The 15,501-nt window shown below is 68.1% G+C and carries 13 protein-coding genes; 7 read left to right on the top strand and 6 right to left on the bottom strand.

All coding sequences use genetic code 11. The features are described from left to right. Positions 1–124: 124 nt before the first annotated feature. On the bottom strand, positions 125–1,093 hold the full coding sequence (locus ACZY1G_RS07200) for a 4-(cytidine 5'-diphospho)-2-C-methyl-D-erythritol kinase (RefSeq protein ID WP_463815287.1): 969 nt from the start codon (positions 1,091–1,093) through the stop codon (positions 125–127). Between the two features lie 51 nt (positions 1,094–1,144). Here ACZY1G_RS07200 and ACZY1G_RS07205 point away from each other — a divergent pair, with 51 nt between their 5' ends. After that, entirely contained in the window at positions 1,145–1,945 is an 801-nt protein-coding gene (locus ACZY1G_RS07205; RefSeq protein ID WP_463821995.1) for a serine/threonine-protein kinase, read from the top strand. 87 nt (positions 1,946–2,032) lie between these two features. Beyond that, positions 2,033–3,553, top strand: a complete 1,521-nt coding sequence (locus ACZY1G_RS07210) for an amino acid permease (protein ID WP_463815285.1) — start codon at positions 2,033–2,035, stop codon at positions 3,551–3,553. Here the strand turns inward: ACZY1G_RS07210 and rsmA are convergent. The 3 genes from rsmA to ACZY1G_RS07225 form a co-directional block, all read right to left on the bottom strand. Beyond that, a complete protein-coding gene (gene rsmA / locus ACZY1G_RS07215) occupies positions 3,540–4,481 on the bottom strand; it encodes a 16S rRNA (adenine(1518)-N(6)/adenine(1519)-N(6))-dimethyltransferase RsmA (RefSeq protein WP_463815284.1) in 942 nt (313 codons plus the stop codon). The genes ACZY1G_RS07210 and rsmA overlap by 14 nt on opposite strands. After that, positions 4,478–5,605, bottom strand: a complete 1,128-nt coding sequence (locus ACZY1G_RS07220; protein WP_463821996.1) for a transglycosylase family protein — start codon at positions 5,603–5,605, stop codon at positions 4,478–4,480. The genes rsmA and ACZY1G_RS07220 overlap by 4 nt, the downstream gene beginning before the upstream one ends. 81 nt (positions 5,606–5,686) lie before the next feature. Further along, on the bottom strand, positions 5,687–6,550 hold the full coding sequence (locus ACZY1G_RS07225; RefSeq protein WP_463821997.1) for a TatD family hydrolase: 864 nt from the start codon (positions 6,548–6,550) through the stop codon (positions 5,687–5,689). Positions 6,551–6,567: 17 nt separating this feature from the next. Here ACZY1G_RS07225 and metG point away from each other — a divergent pair, with 17 nt between their 5' ends. From metG to ACZY1G_RS07245, 4 genes are all read left to right on the top strand, one after another. Then, positions 6,568–8,112, top strand: coding sequence for a methionine--tRNA ligase (gene metG, locus ACZY1G_RS07230; RefSeq protein ID WP_463821998.1), 1,545 nt, complete (start codon positions 6,568–6,570; stop codon positions 8,110–8,112). A 75-nt stretch (positions 8,113–8,187) separates the two neighbouring features. Continuing rightward, entirely contained in the window at positions 8,188–9,366 is a 1,179-nt protein-coding gene (locus ACZY1G_RS07235; RefSeq protein WP_463821999.1) for an NAD(P)/FAD-dependent oxidoreductase, read from the top strand. Further along, a complete protein-coding gene (locus tag ACZY1G_RS07240; RefSeq protein WP_463815278.1) occupies positions 9,363–10,244 on the top strand; it encodes an RNA polymerase sigma-70 factor in 882 nt (293 codons plus the stop codon). The genes ACZY1G_RS07235 and ACZY1G_RS07240 overlap by 4 nt, the downstream gene beginning before the upstream one ends. Before the next feature lie 7 nt (positions 10,245–10,251). After that, positions 10,252–11,502, top strand: a complete 1,251-nt coding sequence (locus ACZY1G_RS07245; RefSeq protein WP_463815277.1) for an aminodeoxychorismate synthase component I — start codon at positions 10,252–10,254, stop codon at positions 11,500–11,502. Between the two features lie 341 nt (positions 11,503–11,843). Here the strand turns inward: ACZY1G_RS07245 and rsmI are convergent, their stop codons facing one another. Next, complete coding sequence (rsmI, locus tag ACZY1G_RS07250; RefSeq protein ID WP_463815276.1) at positions 11,844–12,683, bottom strand: 16S rRNA (cytidine(1402)-2'-O)-methyltransferase; 840 nt, start codon at positions 12,681–12,683, stop codon at positions 11,844–11,846. Positions 12,684–12,749: 66 nt separating this feature from the next. On the opposite strand from rsmI, the gene ACZY1G_RS07255 reads away from it, so the two are divergent. Beyond that, entirely contained in the window at positions 12,750–14,258 is a 1,509-nt protein-coding gene (locus ACZY1G_RS07255) for a dolichyl-phosphate-mannose--protein mannosyltransferase (RefSeq protein ID WP_463822221.1), read from the top strand. Here the strand turns inward: ACZY1G_RS07255 and arcA are convergent. Then, a complete protein-coding gene (gene arcA, locus ACZY1G_RS07260; protein WP_463815275.1) occupies positions 14,255–15,463 on the bottom strand; it encodes an arginine deiminase in 1,209 nt (402 codons plus the stop codon). The genes ACZY1G_RS07255 and arcA overlap by 4 nt on opposite strands. Between the last annotated feature and the right edge of the window lie 38 nt (positions 15,464–15,501).

Below are 15,501 nucleotides of genomic sequence, written 5' to 3' on the forward strand. Positions count from 1 at the left end.
GGAACCTGACGCGTCCACTGCTTGACCGCTAGCTCTCACCGTCGATCATCTTAGAAGACTCTTAAGTAACTGCCAAACGGGTGTCGAGTTTGAGGGATTAGTCACAGCTGTCGGCGCCGGTCACTCAGGCCGACGGTGTCGCACTCGGCACCACCCGAGCGCCGTGCACCGGCCCGCTGGCCACGCGCACCGTCCGGCACACACCAGCTCCGGCCAGCTCCGTACCGACGTCGACGGCCGACCCCGCCGACGTGCACAGGAATGCGCACGTCGGCCCGGAGCCGGAGACCACCCCGGCCAACGCGCCGGCCTCCACGCCCGCCCGCAGGGTGCGACGCAAGCCCGGATCCAGCGTCAGCGCTGCGGGCGCCAGATCGTTGCCCAGCAGCGGGGCCAGCGTTGCTGGGTCACCCGTGGCCAGCGCCGCCAGCACCGGCTCTGCGGACTCCAGCCGGGGCGGCAGGGCGTGCTCCTGCGCCTCGCGCAGCCGATCGATCTCGCTGAACACCTTTGCGGTCGACAGCCCACCGTCTGAGAACGCCAGCACCCAGTGAAAAGTGTTGCGAGTCAACACCGTTGCCAGTTCCTCGCCGCGTCCGGTGCCGAGCGCGGTACCGCCGTGCAGCGCGAACGGCACATCGGAGCCCAACTGGGCAGCCAGGGCGTGCAGGTCCCGGCGGGGCACTCCCAGCTCCCACAATTCGTTCATCGCGACCAGAACGGCGGCGGCGTCGGCGCTGCCGCCCGCCATTCCGCCGGCGACCGGGATCGTCTTGTCGATGGCGATCGCGACGTCGGGCGCGCGCCCGACGTGCTCGGCCATCAGCTCGGCCGCCCGCCACGCGAGGTTGCGCTCGTCGGTCGGCAGTGATTCCGCGCCCTCCCCACTGATCTGGAGGCTCAGCACATCGGCGGTCGTCACCGTCACCTCGTCGAGGAGCGAGACGGCATGGAACACCGTGGACAACTCGTGGTAACCGTCGGGCCGGCGATCGCCGACCTCCAGGTACAGGTTGACCTTGCCGGGCACCCGAACCGTGACCGAACCGGTGGGAACCCACTCGGGGGCGGTATTACCGTCGCGCGCGGACACCGAACGACCCTAACGCCGCGGCAAAGCGCGGGTGAACCCTACTCTGGGAACGTGCTTTCGCCGGGGGACCGCTTCGAGGGCTACACCGTGGATGCGGTGGTGGGTCGCGGAGGCACGTCAACCGTCTACCGGGCGCGCGAGATCCGGCCCCCTGGGCGCACCGTGGCACTCAAGATGCTGACCGATCATCCGCCCCACCCCGGGGACGCCGACCGACTGGAGCGAGAATTCGCGCTCGGCCGCAGGCTCGTCCACCCCCACATCGCGACGGTGCTCGACCACGGACCTGGGTGGCTGGCGATGGAGTTCATGGCGGGCGGTCCTGCCACGAATCTGCCGACGCGGCCCGACCGCCTCACCGCCTTGGCCCAGATCGCGGGAGCGCTGGACTACCTGCACGAGCACGGTGTCGTGCATTGCGACGTCAAGCCCGCGAACATGCTGCTGCGCGCGGAATTCGGCGAGCACGGGGCGGCGCTCGCCGACCTCGGCTCGGCCCATGAACTCGGCGAGGCGGTGCCACCGCGCACCACCCACGTGACCGCGTCGCTGCCGTATTCTGCGCCCGAATTGCTACTCGGGCACCCGGTCAGTGCGGCCACCGACGAGTACGGCCTGGTGTGCAGCGCTGTCGAGCTGTTGACCGGAGCGCCGCCGTTCATCGCTGCGACCGCGATGGGCCTCACCGCAGCCCAGCTGTCCAGTCCACCGCCCCGGTTGTCACGCCGGATCGCTTGGCTACCTCACGCTTTCGACTCCATCGTCGCCAAGGCACTGGCCAAACAACCGGCCATGCGCTATCCCACCTGCGCCGAGCCGATCGCGCTGATTACCCGCCTGCTCCGGCCGTGAAACCTGAAAATCATTCCCGCTCTTCGTAACCCACGCTTAACGTCGGCGAATTCTGCTGTGACACGCCTGGGGCTAGCGTCCTCGTCCATGACTGCCGTAGAGTACGACAATTCAGCCCTCGCCCACGAGGAAGAGGGCTACCACAAAGGATTGAAACCGCGCCAGCTGCAGATGATCGCGATCGGCGGCGCCATCGGTACCGGCCTCTTCATGGGCGCCGGAGGCCGACTCAACTCAGCCGGGCCCGGCCTCTTCATCGTCTACGCCGTCTGCGGCGTATTCGTCTTCTTCATCTTGCGCGCCCTGGGCGAGCTGGTGCTGCACCGTCCGTCGTCAGGATCGTTCGTCTCGTACGCGCGCGAATTCCTCGGTGAGAAGGCCGCTTTCGTCGCCGGATGGATGTACTTCTTCAACTGGGCCTGCACGTCGATCGTCGACGTCACCGCGATCGCGCTCTACATGCACTACTGGGGTGCGTTCAAGGCGGTCCCGCAGTGGACGATCGCGCTCATCGCACTGGTGATCGTGCTGGCGGTGAACATGATCTCGGTCAAGGTGTTCGGGGAGATGGAGTTCTGGGCCGCGCTGATCAAGGTCATCGCACTGGTGACCTTCCTCGTCGTCGGCATCGTCTTTCTCGCGGGCCGCTTCGACATCGAGGGCCAACCGACCGGCTTGTCCGTCATCTCAAACAGCGGCGGCATCCTGCCGACCGGCGCGCTGGCACTGGTCCTCGTCACGTCGGGCGTCATCTTCGCTTATGCCGCAGTGGAATTGGTGGGGACGGCCGCAGGCGAGACGGAGAACCCCGAGAAGGTGATGCCGAAGGCCATCAACTCGGTGGTGTTCCGCATCGCGATCTTCTACGTCGGTTCACTGATCCTGCTGGCACTCATGCTGCCCTACACCACCTACAAGCAGGGCGAGAGTCCGTTCGTCACGTTCTTCTCCAAGATCGGCGTGCCCGCGGCCGGGGACATCATGAACTTCGTCGTGCTGACCGCAGCGATGTCGAGCCTCAACGCGGGCCTGTACTCCACGGGCCGCATCCTGCGCTCGATGTCGCTCAACGGCAGCGCGCCGCAGTTCACCTCGCGCATGACCAAGCGGGGCGTGCCCTTCGCCGGCATCGCGCTGACCGCGGTGTTCACCGTGGTCGGCGTGTTCCTCAATCTCGTCGTGCCCGCCGAAGCGTTCAACATCGCACTCGACCTCTCGGCGCTGGGCATCATCGCGTCCTGGGCCACGATCGTGATCTGCCAGATCCAGCTCTACCGCTGGTCGAAGAAGGGCATCCTCGAGCGACCGTCGTTCCGACTGTGGGGCACGCCCTACACGAGCTACGCAACCCTGGTGTTCCTGTTCGCCGTCACGGCACTCATGTGCTACGAGAACTACTGGAACCTGGTGGCGCTGGTCGTGCTGGTGCCCGCGCTGGTCATCGGCTGGTTCCTGGTGCGCACACGAGTCATGGCGATCGCACGTGAGCGGATCGGCATCACCGGTAACTACCCGATCGCCGCGCAGACACCACTGATGAACGAGTACCTGGAACGCGACAATCCGAAGCCAAAGACCGACGACGGTCCCGGTACTACTGAGAGGTGACCTGGGCGTCGAGCTCGTCGGAGGTGGCCTCGGCGGAAACCGCCGGGGCCTCCTTCGGCACGACGTGCCAATCAGCATTGCGCTGCAGCAGCCGCACGAAGTCCGCGATGGCCAGCGTCTCGCCGCGACGAGACGGATCGATGCTGGCAGCCAACAGACGGCTCGCAGACTCGTTGCCCGAGCCCGCCCACTCGGCGAACGCGTTGCGCGCGGTCTTACGACGCTGGGCGAACGCGACGTCGACGAGCTCGAACACCTGCTCGCGGAACTCGGTGTCGGTCGGCCACTGCGAGGTCTCGTAGCGGTCGATCCGCACCAGCCCGGAGTACACGCGCGGGATGGGCCAGAACACGGTGGGCGACACCATGCCGTAGCGCCGCACATTGCCGAAGAACCGCACCTTGGCGCTGGGCACGCCATAGTCCTTGCCACCGGGCTCGGCGGCAAGACGCTCCGCGACCTCGGCCTGCACCATCACCATCACGGTGCGAATGGACGGGAACTCGGCAAGGAGGTGCAACAGTGCAGGTACAGCAACGTTGTAGGGCAGATTGGCGACCAGCGCGGTAGGCTCGTCATCGAGGTCCTCGCGGCGGAACGTGAGGATGTCCCGGTTGAGCACCTTGAGTCGATTGATCTCGCTGTGCGAATGGCTGGCGATCGTCTTGGGCAGCTGTTCTGCCAGCACCGGATCGATCTCCACGGCAGTCACCCGCGAGCCCCGGTCGAGCAGGGCCAGCGTCAACGAACCGAGACCGGGGCCGACCTCCAGCACGTGATCGTTGCGATTCACGCCCGACGCGGACACGATGCGGCGCACCGTGTTGGCATCATGAACGAAGTTCTGACCGAACGATTTGCGGGGGCGGAAGTCTATCGACTTTGCCAAGTGACGAATCTCAGTTCGCCCGAGCAGCCGAATTGTCATGACGCACCGATCCTTCCACTACAGACCGGCCACGCACCCCATCCCTGGCGCGCCCTGGTCACTTCAGCAATTGCGATCTGCTCTTCCCTCGTTGCCAGATCTGCACGCTGAGCATACCTCAGACCACCGTTGCGTTCCCAGGTGTTTTGATCAAATTGCACACCACCAAAAAATCCGTTGCCTGTGTTGATCCCCCAATTACCTCCGGCTTCGCACCGGGCGAGGGCATCCCACTGGCCCGGATTGGACACCGGCGGCACCTCGGTCCCGGGCTTCGCGCCGATACGCAGGACCCCGTCGCGGGCAGGAACGACGATGACATTGGCTACTGGCATTCTGCCTGTTTCGGCGCCGTTTACGCGGGCAACGGCGAATGTCACGTCCTGGGTGCCCGGCATTCCGGGATCCTCCACGACCTGCCGGCTCATGTTGAGCGTGACGTCGGGAATCTGCTGATTGTTCGGGGCGAGCGGCAGCCGCTCGGTGACTTTCTCGATACGCACCCGGGTGACCGTGATCCGCATGCCGTCGACGATGGCAGCCGACGGTGCTGGATTCACGATGTCACTTTGCTGAAGCGGCGCCCCGGCGGCATCGAGCAGCGCCGCGACATTCGGCGCCGCAAGGCGTACGGTGCGCACCGCGCCGCCGTCGTCGAGCTGAACTGTTTTGGGGCTCACCACCGGAAGCGCCATCCCGCCGAGGGGAACGCGGCTGCCGCGGGAGGCGGCCAGCGGCGCCTTGTCGGTCATCCGCAGCTGGGCGAGCGCCTCCTGCACCGTCGACGCCGTTGTCCACACCTGCTCGGTGCCGCCGCCGTCGGTGGAAATCTCCAGCGGGCGGCTGCGCCGCAAAACGATGGTGTCGGCCTGGTGGACAGGCGTGTCGGCGGCCGGGAACAGGTCGTCGCGCTCCCCGACGTCGAAGCCGTTTTCTTTCACGACATCGATGACGCGGCTCTTCATCGTCGGCACCGTCATCGACGCACCATCAATGGTGAGCGTGACCGTCTTGTGCATCGCAACGGCTGCACTGCCCGCGAAGACCAGGGCTAGCAAAGTCGCCAGGACAAGTGCTCGCAAGACAGGCGAGCGCGTCTGATGAAGTCTGGTGATGGCATTCACGATGTCGTCGACCCCAACTTCTTCACCGCGCGCAGCTGCTCTGCGCGCGCGTGCATTATCACAGGACGGTAACGAATAGGCCTACGCGCAGCAACTTTGCAGGCCGTAGACACGCTCCGCCGTCACCGAAGAGCTGTCGGCGACCACTTCAGGCGCCCTGCCGACGACGTCGGCCAGCGCACGAACAGTGTAAGGGAGGCAATAGGGCTCATTCGGCGCCCCACGGAAGGGGTGCGGGGTGAGAAACGGTGCGTCGGTCTCCACGAGCAGCTGGTCGCCGGGAATCAGCTGAGCGGCTTCTCGCAGCGCATAGGCGTTTTTGAAGCTGACCGTGCCCGACAGGCTCAGCAGCCAGCCCTCGCCGACACAGGTCCGCGCCATCGCCGCATCGGAGGAAAAGCAGTGGAAGATCACACTCTCGGGTGCGCCTTCGGCCCGCAGGACGTCGAGCACGTCGGCATCGGCGTCGCGATTGTGGATCATCAGCGGCTTACCCACGCGTTTGGCGAGATCGATGTGCCAGGCGAAGGCCTCCCGCTGCACCGAGGGCTCGGCGCAGCCCTCCAGACGTCCCGGCCAGTACAGGTCGAGCCCGGTCTCGCCGATCGCCACGACCCGCGGATGCCCCGCGAGCGTCTCGAGCTCCGCCCGCGCGTCCTCGGTCAGCGCGCTGGCGCGGGTCGGGTGCAGCGCGACCGCGGCGTACACCCGCGGGTCCCACCCGGCCGCGTCGACTGCCCACCGTGCCGAATCCAGATCGTCGGCGATCGTGACCACAGCGCGTACGCCCACGCTCTCGGCCCGGTCGAGGATCGTCCGCACGTCGTCAGGCGTGCGTGCTCCGCACGCGTCGAGGTGGGTGTGCGCGTCGACCAGCGGGGACAGAGGCTCGGGAAGCGGCGGCGGCTCGCGCCGCTGTCGGGAGGAGGAGCTCACTGTCCACACCTTAGGGTGAAGCACAAATGAGCGAGCCTTACTACGTCACGACGGCGATCGCGTACCCCAACGGTGACCCGCACGTCGGACATGCCTACGAATACATCGCCACCGACGCCATCGCCCGCTTCAAGCGGCTCGACGGCTTCGACGTCCGCTTTCTCACCGGCACCGACGTGCACGGACTGAAGATGGCCGAGACCGCCGCGCGGGAAGGCGTACCGACCGTCGAGCTCGCCCGGCGCAACTCCGACGTCTTCGAACAGCTGCAACGCAAGCTGAACGTCTCGTTCGACCGCTTCATCCGCACCAGCGACGCCGATCACTACGAGGCGTCCAAGGCGATCTGGCGCCGCATGGTCGACGCGGGCGACGTCTACCTTGACGCGTACGCGGGCTGGTATTCGGTGCGAGACGAGCGCTTCTTCGCCGAGAACGAGACCGTGGTCGGCGACGAAGGGGTTCGCACCTCCATCGAGACCGGCACGCCGGTGACGTGGACCGAGGAGGAGACGTACTTCTTCCGGCTGTCCGCCTACACCGATCGACTGCTCGCGCTCTACAGCGAGCACCCGGGGTTCATCGAGCCGGACGTACGCCGCAACGAGATCGTCAGCTTCGTCTCGGGTGGTCTGCGCGACCTGTCGATCTCGCGCACGACGTTCGACTGGGGCGTTCCTGTGCCCGATCACCCCGATCACGTCATGTACGTGTGGGTCGACGCGCTGACCAACTACCTGACCGGCGTCGGATTCCCCGACACCGAATCCGAGCTCTACCGCCGCTACTGGCCGGCCGACCTGCACATGATCGGCAAGGACATCATCCGGTTCCACACGGTGTACTGGCCCGCGTTCCTGATGTCGGCGGGGATCGAGCTGCCGAAGAAGGTCTTCGCGCACGGCTTCCTGTTCAACCGCGGCGAGAAGATGAGCAAGTCGGTCGGCAACGTCGTGGACCCCCACGACCTGGTCGACACGTTCGGTGTCGACCAGGTGCGCTACTTCCTGCTCCGCGAGGTGCCCTTCGGCCAGGACGGCAGCTACAGCGAGGACGGCATCGTCGCGCGGATCAACGCCGACCTGGCCAACGAGTTCGGCAACCTCGCGCAGCGCTCGCTGTCGATGGTGGCCAAGAACCTCGACAGCGTGGTGCCTGAACCCGGCGAGTTCACCGCCGAGGACCTGGAGTTGCTGACCGCCGCCGACGGGCTCCTGGAGCGGGTGCGCGGGCACTACGACGCCACGGCGATGCACCTGGCGCTGGAGGCGATCTGGTCGGTGCTCGGGGCGGCCAACCGCTACTTCTCGGCGCAGGAGCCGTGGGTGTTGCGCAAGACGGACCCGCAGCGCTTCGCGACGGTGCTCTACACCACGCTCGAGGTGGTCCGGATCGCGACGCTGCTCAGCCAGCCCGTGATGCCGGAGTCGATGGCACGACTGCTCGACCTTCTCGGCCAGCCCGCCGATCAGCGGTCCTTCTCGGCGGTTCCCGTCAGGCTCACGCCCGGTGTCGTTCTGCCGGCGCCGAGCGGCGTCTTCCCGCGCTACCAGGCCGACGACAAGGTGTGATACGCATCACGTCGTGTCACACGGAGGCGGTCAGCGGTGTCTCGAGGTCACAAGCCCTCGGACCAAGGAGACACCATGACCGAACCCCAGCCCCGCATCGTCGTGATCGGTGGCGGCTACGCCGGCGTGATGGCCGCCAACCGGCTGATGTCACGTGACGATCTGGCGGTGACACTGGTGAACCCGCGGCCACGATTCGTGGAGCGGATCCGGCTGCACCAAATGGCCGTCGGAAACCACGACGCGGTCCTGCCGTTCGACCGCGTGCTCAACGCCGGCGTGCGCGTCGTCGTCGACAGCGTCATGCACATCGACGCCGCCACCCGCAGCCTCGCGCTGTCCTCGGGCGGCCAGCTCGAGTACGACTACCTCGTCTACGCCGCTGGCAGCACCGGAGCGGCGCCGGCCTCGGTGCCGGGTGCGGCGGAGTTCGCCTACCCGATCAGCGAGTGGGAACAGGCGGACGCTCTGCGCGCACGGCTCGCCGACGTGGCCCTGCCGGCGCCGATCGTCGTGGTCGGGGCGGGCTTGACCGGCATCGAGGCAGCGGCCGAACTCGCCGAGGCCGGTCGTGCCGTCACACTGGTGAGCACCCAGATCGGGCCGTCGCTGAGCCGGCCCGGCCGCCGCTCGGTGACCACCCGCCTGCGCCGGCTGGGCGTGACGATGATCGACGGGGCCGCGGCGTCGGTCGCCGCGGTGGGGCCCGACCACGTGGTCCTCGCCGACGGCCGGCGGCTCGCCAGCGCGGTGACCGTGTGGAGCGCCGGCTTCGGAGTTCCCGCGCTGGCCGCCACCAGCGGGCTGACCACCGACGGGGCGGGTCGGTTGGTCACCGACGAGACGTACACCAGCGTCGACGACGACCACATCGTCGGCGCCGGAGACGCCGCCGCCCCGTCGCGGCAGCCGTACCGGATGAGCTGCCAGGCGAGTCTTCCGATGGGTGTGCTGGCCGCCGACACCGTGCTCGCTCGGCTGGCAGGCTCCGAGCCCGCAGAACGGTCGGTCCCCATGACCGCGCAGTGCATCAGCCTCGGTCGGCGCGCGGGAACCCTGCAGCTGCAGCGCAAAGACGACACACCTCTGCCGCTGTTCATCGGGGGACGCGCGGGCGCGGTCATCAAGGAGCAGGTGTGCCGGTGGACGGTGAAGTGGATGGCAGGAGAAGCGGGTGATCCCGGCTCCTACCGGTCGCTCAACGGTCCCTCACGGGAGGCCGAGCCTCTGACCGAGACGGCCGGCAGCCGATGACCGAACACGCTGAGCGGTTCACCGCGCTGCGCCCGCTGCTGTTCACGATCGCCTACGAAATCCTGGGCAGTGCAACAGAATCCGATGACGTTCTACAGGAGAGCTATCTGCGGTGGGCGCAGGTCGAGCTGAGCGGGGTGGCCGACACCAAGGCCTACCTCGCCCAGCTCGTCACCCGGCAGGCGCTCAACGCGCTGCGGGCCCAGTCCCGGCGCAAGGAGACCTACGTCGGCCCGTGGCTGCCCGAGCCGCTGCTGACGGAGGCCGACCCGTCGGCGGATGTGGTGCTGGCCGAGTCGGTGTCGATGGCGATGCTCGTGGTGTTGGAGACGCTGAGCCCCGACGAACGGGCAGTCTTCGTGCTGCGCGAGGTGTTCGGCTTCGACCACGACGAGATCGCCTCGACCATCGGTAAGTCGACGGCCGCGGTGCGCCAGATGGCCCACCGCGCTCGGCAACACGTGCAATCCCGACGGAAACGCTTCGAGCCCGTCGACCCGCAGTACTCCGCGGAACTGACCACTCAGTTCTTCACTGCGGCGGCGACCGGTGACCTCGACGGCCTGATGGCGATGCTCACGCCGGACGTCGTGTGGACCGCCGACAGCGACGGCAAGGTGAGCGCGGCGCGCCGCCCCGTGGCGGGTGCCGAACGCGTCGCCCGGTTGGTCATGGGCCTGGTTCGGCTGGGCGGGCCCGAAGGCCGCGTCGAACCGGCCGTGTACAACAGCGCGCCGGCGCTGGTGCTCTACACCGGCGACCGGCTCGAGGGCGTGGTGCTGATCGAGGTGAGCGACGGCAAGATCGCGAACTTCTACGCGATGCGCAACCCCGAGAAGCTCGCCACGGTGATGGTGCCGCGACGCATCGGCAGATAATGAGGCGGTGCGTACCGACCGGCTGGGCCCCCTCGGCGCTGCGCCGTCGGTGCTGCGCGCCCTCGCGATCGCCACTGCACAGCGCGGGCTGGCTCCACCGGCTGCCCTGATCGGCGACTGGTTCGGCTCCCGTGCCGTGATCGCGCCCAGCGTGATCGTGTCTCCGGTACCCGCCGGCTCGGCATTCGACGTGGCGTCCGGATCGCGCGGTGACGGCCCCGTGGGCGGCGGGTGGTTCGGGTACCTGTCCTACCCCGATCCGGGTGCGGACGGGTGCGGACCGCGGCTGCCCGAGGCGGCGGGCGGCTGGTCGGATTCCGTGTTGCGGTGCGACGCCGACGGTACCTGGTGGCACGAAAGCCTCAGCGGGGCTTCGGTATCCACGTGGGTGGTCGATGCTCTGCGAACGCGCCCCGACGCGAGGCCGGCCACCGTCACGTGGCGCGACGCCGATCGAGAGGCCCACCAACGCGGGGTGCACGCGTGCCTGGAGGCGATCGCCGCGGGCGAGGTCTACCAAGCGTGCGTGTGCACGCAATTCCGCGGCGCCCTGCACGGCGAGCCGGTGGACTTCTTCGTCGACGCGGTCGCGCGCACCGCGCCTTCGCGGGCCGCGTTCATGTCGGGAGACTGGGGTGCCGTCGCGTCGCTCTCCCCGGAGCTCTTCCTGCGTCGATGCGGCGAGGCCGTCACCTCGAGCCCGATCAAAGGCACGCTGCCCCGTCACGCGGATCCGGCCGCGCTGCGCGCGTCGGTCAAAGACGTCGCGGAGAACATCATGATCGTCGATCTGGTGCGCAACGACCTGGGCCGAGTCGCCCGCACGGGCAGCGTCGTCGTCCCCGAGCTCCTCGCCGTCCGACCTGCACCGGGAGTGTGGCACCTGGTGTCGACGGTGTCGGCGCAGGTTCCGCTCGACGTGTCGACGGCGGCGATCCTGGCGGCGACGTTCCCGCCGGCCTCCGTCACCGGTACGCCAAAGACCCGGGCTCGGGAACTCCTGCGGCAGTGGGAACCGCACCGCCGTGGAATCTACTGTGGCACAGTCGGTTTGGCATCGCCCGAGGCGGGATGCGAGCTGAACGTCGCGATCCGCACCGTCGAGTTCACCGCGAACGGCGATGCCGTGCTGGGCGTCGGGGGCGGCATCACCGCGGACTCCGATCCCCTTATGGAGTGGGAGGAGTGCCTCCACAAGGCGGCACCGATCGTGGACGCCGATCTGCGCGATGAGCCGCCGGTGGTCTCGACGCGCTGATCAGCGGCTGTTGAAGAAGCCATCGATCAAGGCTCCCAGGCCGGCCGCCAACCTCCCCCGCCGCGACGGCGCGGGCACCTCTGCGACCACAGGCTCGGCGCGGCGCGATGCCCCACGGAACCACCCAGAACCAATGGGTGGAATAGCCCGGCTTGCACTCCACCGAGGCGATGGCACCCAACGGAACAACCAACGGCGACAACGCTTTCTGTTCCGCGGTCGCCACGGAGCCGACGTGTTCGAAGGTGAGCGTCTGAGCCGCCACATCGAGCACCACGCTGCCCGATGAACTTTCGAGCCTGCACAGGTGGTCGTGCGTCATCCGCTGATCGTGCCCCGTTCTAGCTTCGGGAGCGCAGCACCGCGTCGTAGAGCTCCCGTCGTGACGGTGCACCGGGATGAGCCGCCACCACCTGGGCACACGCGTCCTTGACCCGCAGGCCGTCCTCGTCGACGAGCCGGATCACCTCGGCAACCAGCGCCTCGGGATCAGCCGTCGGGGTGGCCCCGGCGAGCACCACGGTGATCTCCCCGAGCACCGGATCGGCGGCCCAGGTCGCGAGCTCACCGAGTGTCCCCCGCACGATCTCCTCGTGGGTCTTGGTCAGCTCACGGCACACCACCGCCCGCCGCTGCGCACCGAGCACCGCGACCGCGTCCTGCAGACACTCACCGAGCCTGCGAGGGGATTCGAAGAACACACAGGTGCGCGTCTCGTTCGCCAGGCTCTGCAACCACGTCGTGCGCGCCGCCGTCTTGCGCGGCGCGAAACCCTCGAAGCAGAACCGCTCCGACGGCAGCCCGGCGACGGCCAACGCCGTCGTCACCGCCGACGGTCCCGGCAGGCAGTGCACCGGCAGGCCGGCGTCCACGCAGGCTGCCACCATCCGGTAGCCCGGGTCGCTGATCAGCGGCATCCCGGCGTCGCTGACCAGCAGCACCGTGGCGCCGCCGCGGATGTCTTCGAGCAGCGCGGGCACCCGCGACGCCTCGTTCTGGTCGTACAGGCTGACGATGCGCCCGATCGGCCGAACCTCGAGCGCGGTCGCGAGCGTACGGACCCGCCGCGTGTCCTCGGCGGCGATCACATCGGCGCTGGCCAGCGCGCGGATGAGCCGGTTCGAGGCATCTGACGGCTGACCCAGCGGCGTCGCGCCGACCAGCAGTCGTCCGACGGTCATGCCCCACAGCCTACGATCGCAGGCGTGACCGCCCCGCCCGACGAGCTCGTTGTCGCGCGCCGTGCGGTGCCGGTCGTCTCCCCCGGGCCGCTGGTACCGGTGGCCGACTTCGGGCCGCTGGACAGGTTCCGCGGCTGGGCGATGACCCTGGTGATCACCGCGCTGGCCGCGGTGACACGGTTCCTCAACCTCGGCTCCCCCACCGACGCGGGGACCCCGATCTTCGACGAGAAGCACTACGCGCCGCAGGCCTGGCAGATGCTGCACAACCACGGTGTGGAGGACAACCCGGGCTATGGCCTGGTGGTGCACCCTCCCGTGGGTAAGCAGATGATCGCCCTCGGTGAGGCGATCTTCGGCTACACCGGGATGGGGTGGCGGTTCACCGGCGCGCTGTGTGGCGTTGTCATGGTGCTGCTGGTCGTGCGCATCACCCGCCGGATCAGCCGCTCCACGCTCGTCGGCGGCCTCGCCGGACTGCTGCTGATCGCCGACGGCGTGTCGTTCGTGATCGCCCGCACCGCGCTGCTGGACATCTTCCTGGTGTTCTTCGTCGTCGCCGCGTTCGGTTGCCTGATCGTCGACCGCGATCAGGTCCGAGAACGCATGCACGTCGCGCTGATGGCCGGCCGGGTCGCCGAGACGCGGTGGGGGCCGCGACTCGGCGTGCGCTGGTGGCGTTTCGGCGCGGGGGTGCTGCTCGGCCTGGCCTGCGCCACGAAGTGGTCGGGGTTGTACTTCGTGCTGTTCTTCGGGGTCATGAGCGTGGCGTTCGACGTGGCCGCGCGCAAGCAGTACCGGGTGCAGCGGCCGTGGCGCGGCACGCTGCGCCGCGACGTCGGGCCGTCGCTGTATGCGCTGGTGGCCATCCCGTTCGGCGTGTACCTGGCGTCGTATGCGATGTGGTTCGCCTCCGAGACCGGGGTGAACCGCTACGAGGTCGGGCGCTCGATAGGGCCCGACAGCGTGGTTCCGCTGCCCGATGCGATCCGCTCACTGTGGCACTACACCTACGCGGCCTTCCGCTTTCACTCCGGGCTGACCAACGCCGACGGCAACCATCACCCGTGGGAGTCCAAGCCGTGGACGTGGCCGATGTCGCTGCGCCCGGTGCTGTACGCGATCACCAACCAGGACGTCCCCGGCTGTGGCGCACAGTCGTGTGTCAAGGCCGTGCTGCTCGTCGGCACACCGGCGATGTGGTTTCTCGCCGTCCCCGTTCTGGTGTGGACGCTGTGGCGCGCCTTCGTCAGGCGCGACTGGCGGTACGCGGTGCTGCTGGTCGGGTATGGCGCCGGCTTCCTGCCGTGGTTCGCCGACATCGACCGGCAGATGTACTTCTTCTACGCCGCGACGATGGCGCCGTTCCTGATCATGATGATCGCGATGATCCTCGGCGACATCCTGCATGCGCCACGGCAGAACGCCGAACGGCGAACGCTCGGACTACTCGTCGTCAGCTGCTATGTGGCGCTGGTGATCACGAACTTCGCGTGGCTCTACCCGGTCCTGACGGGTCTGCCCATCTCGCAGGGCACATGGAACATGCAGATCTGGCTGCCGTCCTGGCGTTAGAGCGGGTCGCGGGCGGCCGGGCACGACATACAGCGAGGCCCGCCGCGGCCGGTACCGAGTTCCGACGCCGAGATCGCCAGCACCTCGATACCCGAATCCCGCAGCCGCGCATTGGTTTCGGTGTTGCGCTCGTAGGCGACCACCACCCCCGGCGCCAGCGCCAAGGTGTTGTTGCCGTCGTCCCACTGCTCCCGCTCGGCGGTCACCGGGTCGAGTCCGGTGTCGATGACGCGTAGCTTGCCGATGCCCATCGCGTCGGCGGCGACGTCGACGAACGGGGCAGCGCGGTCGATGCGCACGCCGTCAGCGGACTGGCGGATCGGGAACGCGGTCAGCGAGTCGACGATGTTCGGGTACATCACCACCGCATCCTTGTCGACCATCGTGCACACGGTGTCCAGATGCATCTGCGCGCGCTCCTGCGCGATGGGAACCGCCAGCACGGTGTGTGCCAGACCGTCGTCGAACAGGCTGCGCGCCAACGCTTCTGCACCCGCGGGTGTGGTGCGCTCCCCCACTCCGACCGCCACCACACCTGGGCCGAGCAGCAGCACGTCGCCGCCCTCGACCGGGGCCGAGCGGGATTCGTAGGCGCGACGCACCCCGAGGAAGCGCGGATGGTGTGCATAGATCAGATCGGTCAGCGACGTCTCCCGCACACGCGCGTGCATCGACAGGGATGTGATCGCGACCCGCGGCCCGATCCAGAACGACGAATCGCGGGTGAACAACAGGTTGGGCAGCGGGTCGATCACGAAGTCCCCGCCGTGATGCATGCGCCGCACCAGGGACAGCTCGTTCTCCCCGAACGGCAGCTCGTCGAACGTCATGCCCGCCATCAGCACATGGGCCAGCGCACCGGCGTCCAGGGTGCGCAGGTACATCGAGAGTTCCTGCGCCAGAGGCGCTCCCAGCCGCCGCGCATCGACGGCCGCGGAGATGCCGTGCATGCGGGCCGCGCCGCTGTGGGCGAGCGCCTGGCTGAGCAGATCCCCCAGCAGCAGCACCTCGACCCCGCGCGACCGCAGCAGATCGGCGAACGCATCGTGTTCTTCCTGGGCTCGCCCCACCCACGGCAGCCCGTCGAACAGCAGCGTGTCGTTGTTGCGCGGCGTCAGCCGTTTCAGTTCGGCGCCGGGCCGGTGCAGGATCACCGTCCGCAGCGTGCCGACCTCCGAATTGCACCCGAGCACCGCGTCTGTCACAACTAGCACCGTAGCGGGAAAGCGACCTCAACTAGGGT

The organism is Mycobacterium sp. IDUB_5 (genome assembly GCF_055419565.1).

What these genes read in the sequence shown, in the direction of transcription:
- ACZY1G_RS07210 (WP_463815285.1), top strand. Translation starts at nt 2,033, where the DNA reads ATGACTGCCGTAGAGTACGACAATTCAGCCCTCGCCCACGAGGAAGAG.
- rsmA (WP_463815284.1), bottom strand. Translation starts at nt 4,481, where the DNA reads ATGACAATTCGGCTGCTCGGGCGAACTGAGATTCGTCACTTGGCAAAG.
- metG (WP_463821998.1), top strand. Translation starts at nt 6,568, where the DNA reads ATGAGCGAGCCTTACTACGTCACGACGGCGATCGCGTACCCCAACGGT.
- ACZY1G_RS07235 (WP_463821999.1), top strand. Translation starts at nt 8,188, where the DNA reads ATGACCGAACCCCAGCCCCGCATCGTCGTGATCGGTGGCGGCTACGCC.
- ACZY1G_RS07240 (WP_463815278.1), top strand. Translation starts at nt 9,363, where the DNA reads ATGACCGAACACGCTGAGCGGTTCACCGCGCTGCGCCCGCTGCTGTTC.
- rsmI (WP_463815276.1), bottom strand. Translation starts at nt 12,683, where the DNA reads ATGACCGTCGGACGACTGCTGGTCGGCGCGACGCCGCTGGGTCAGCCG.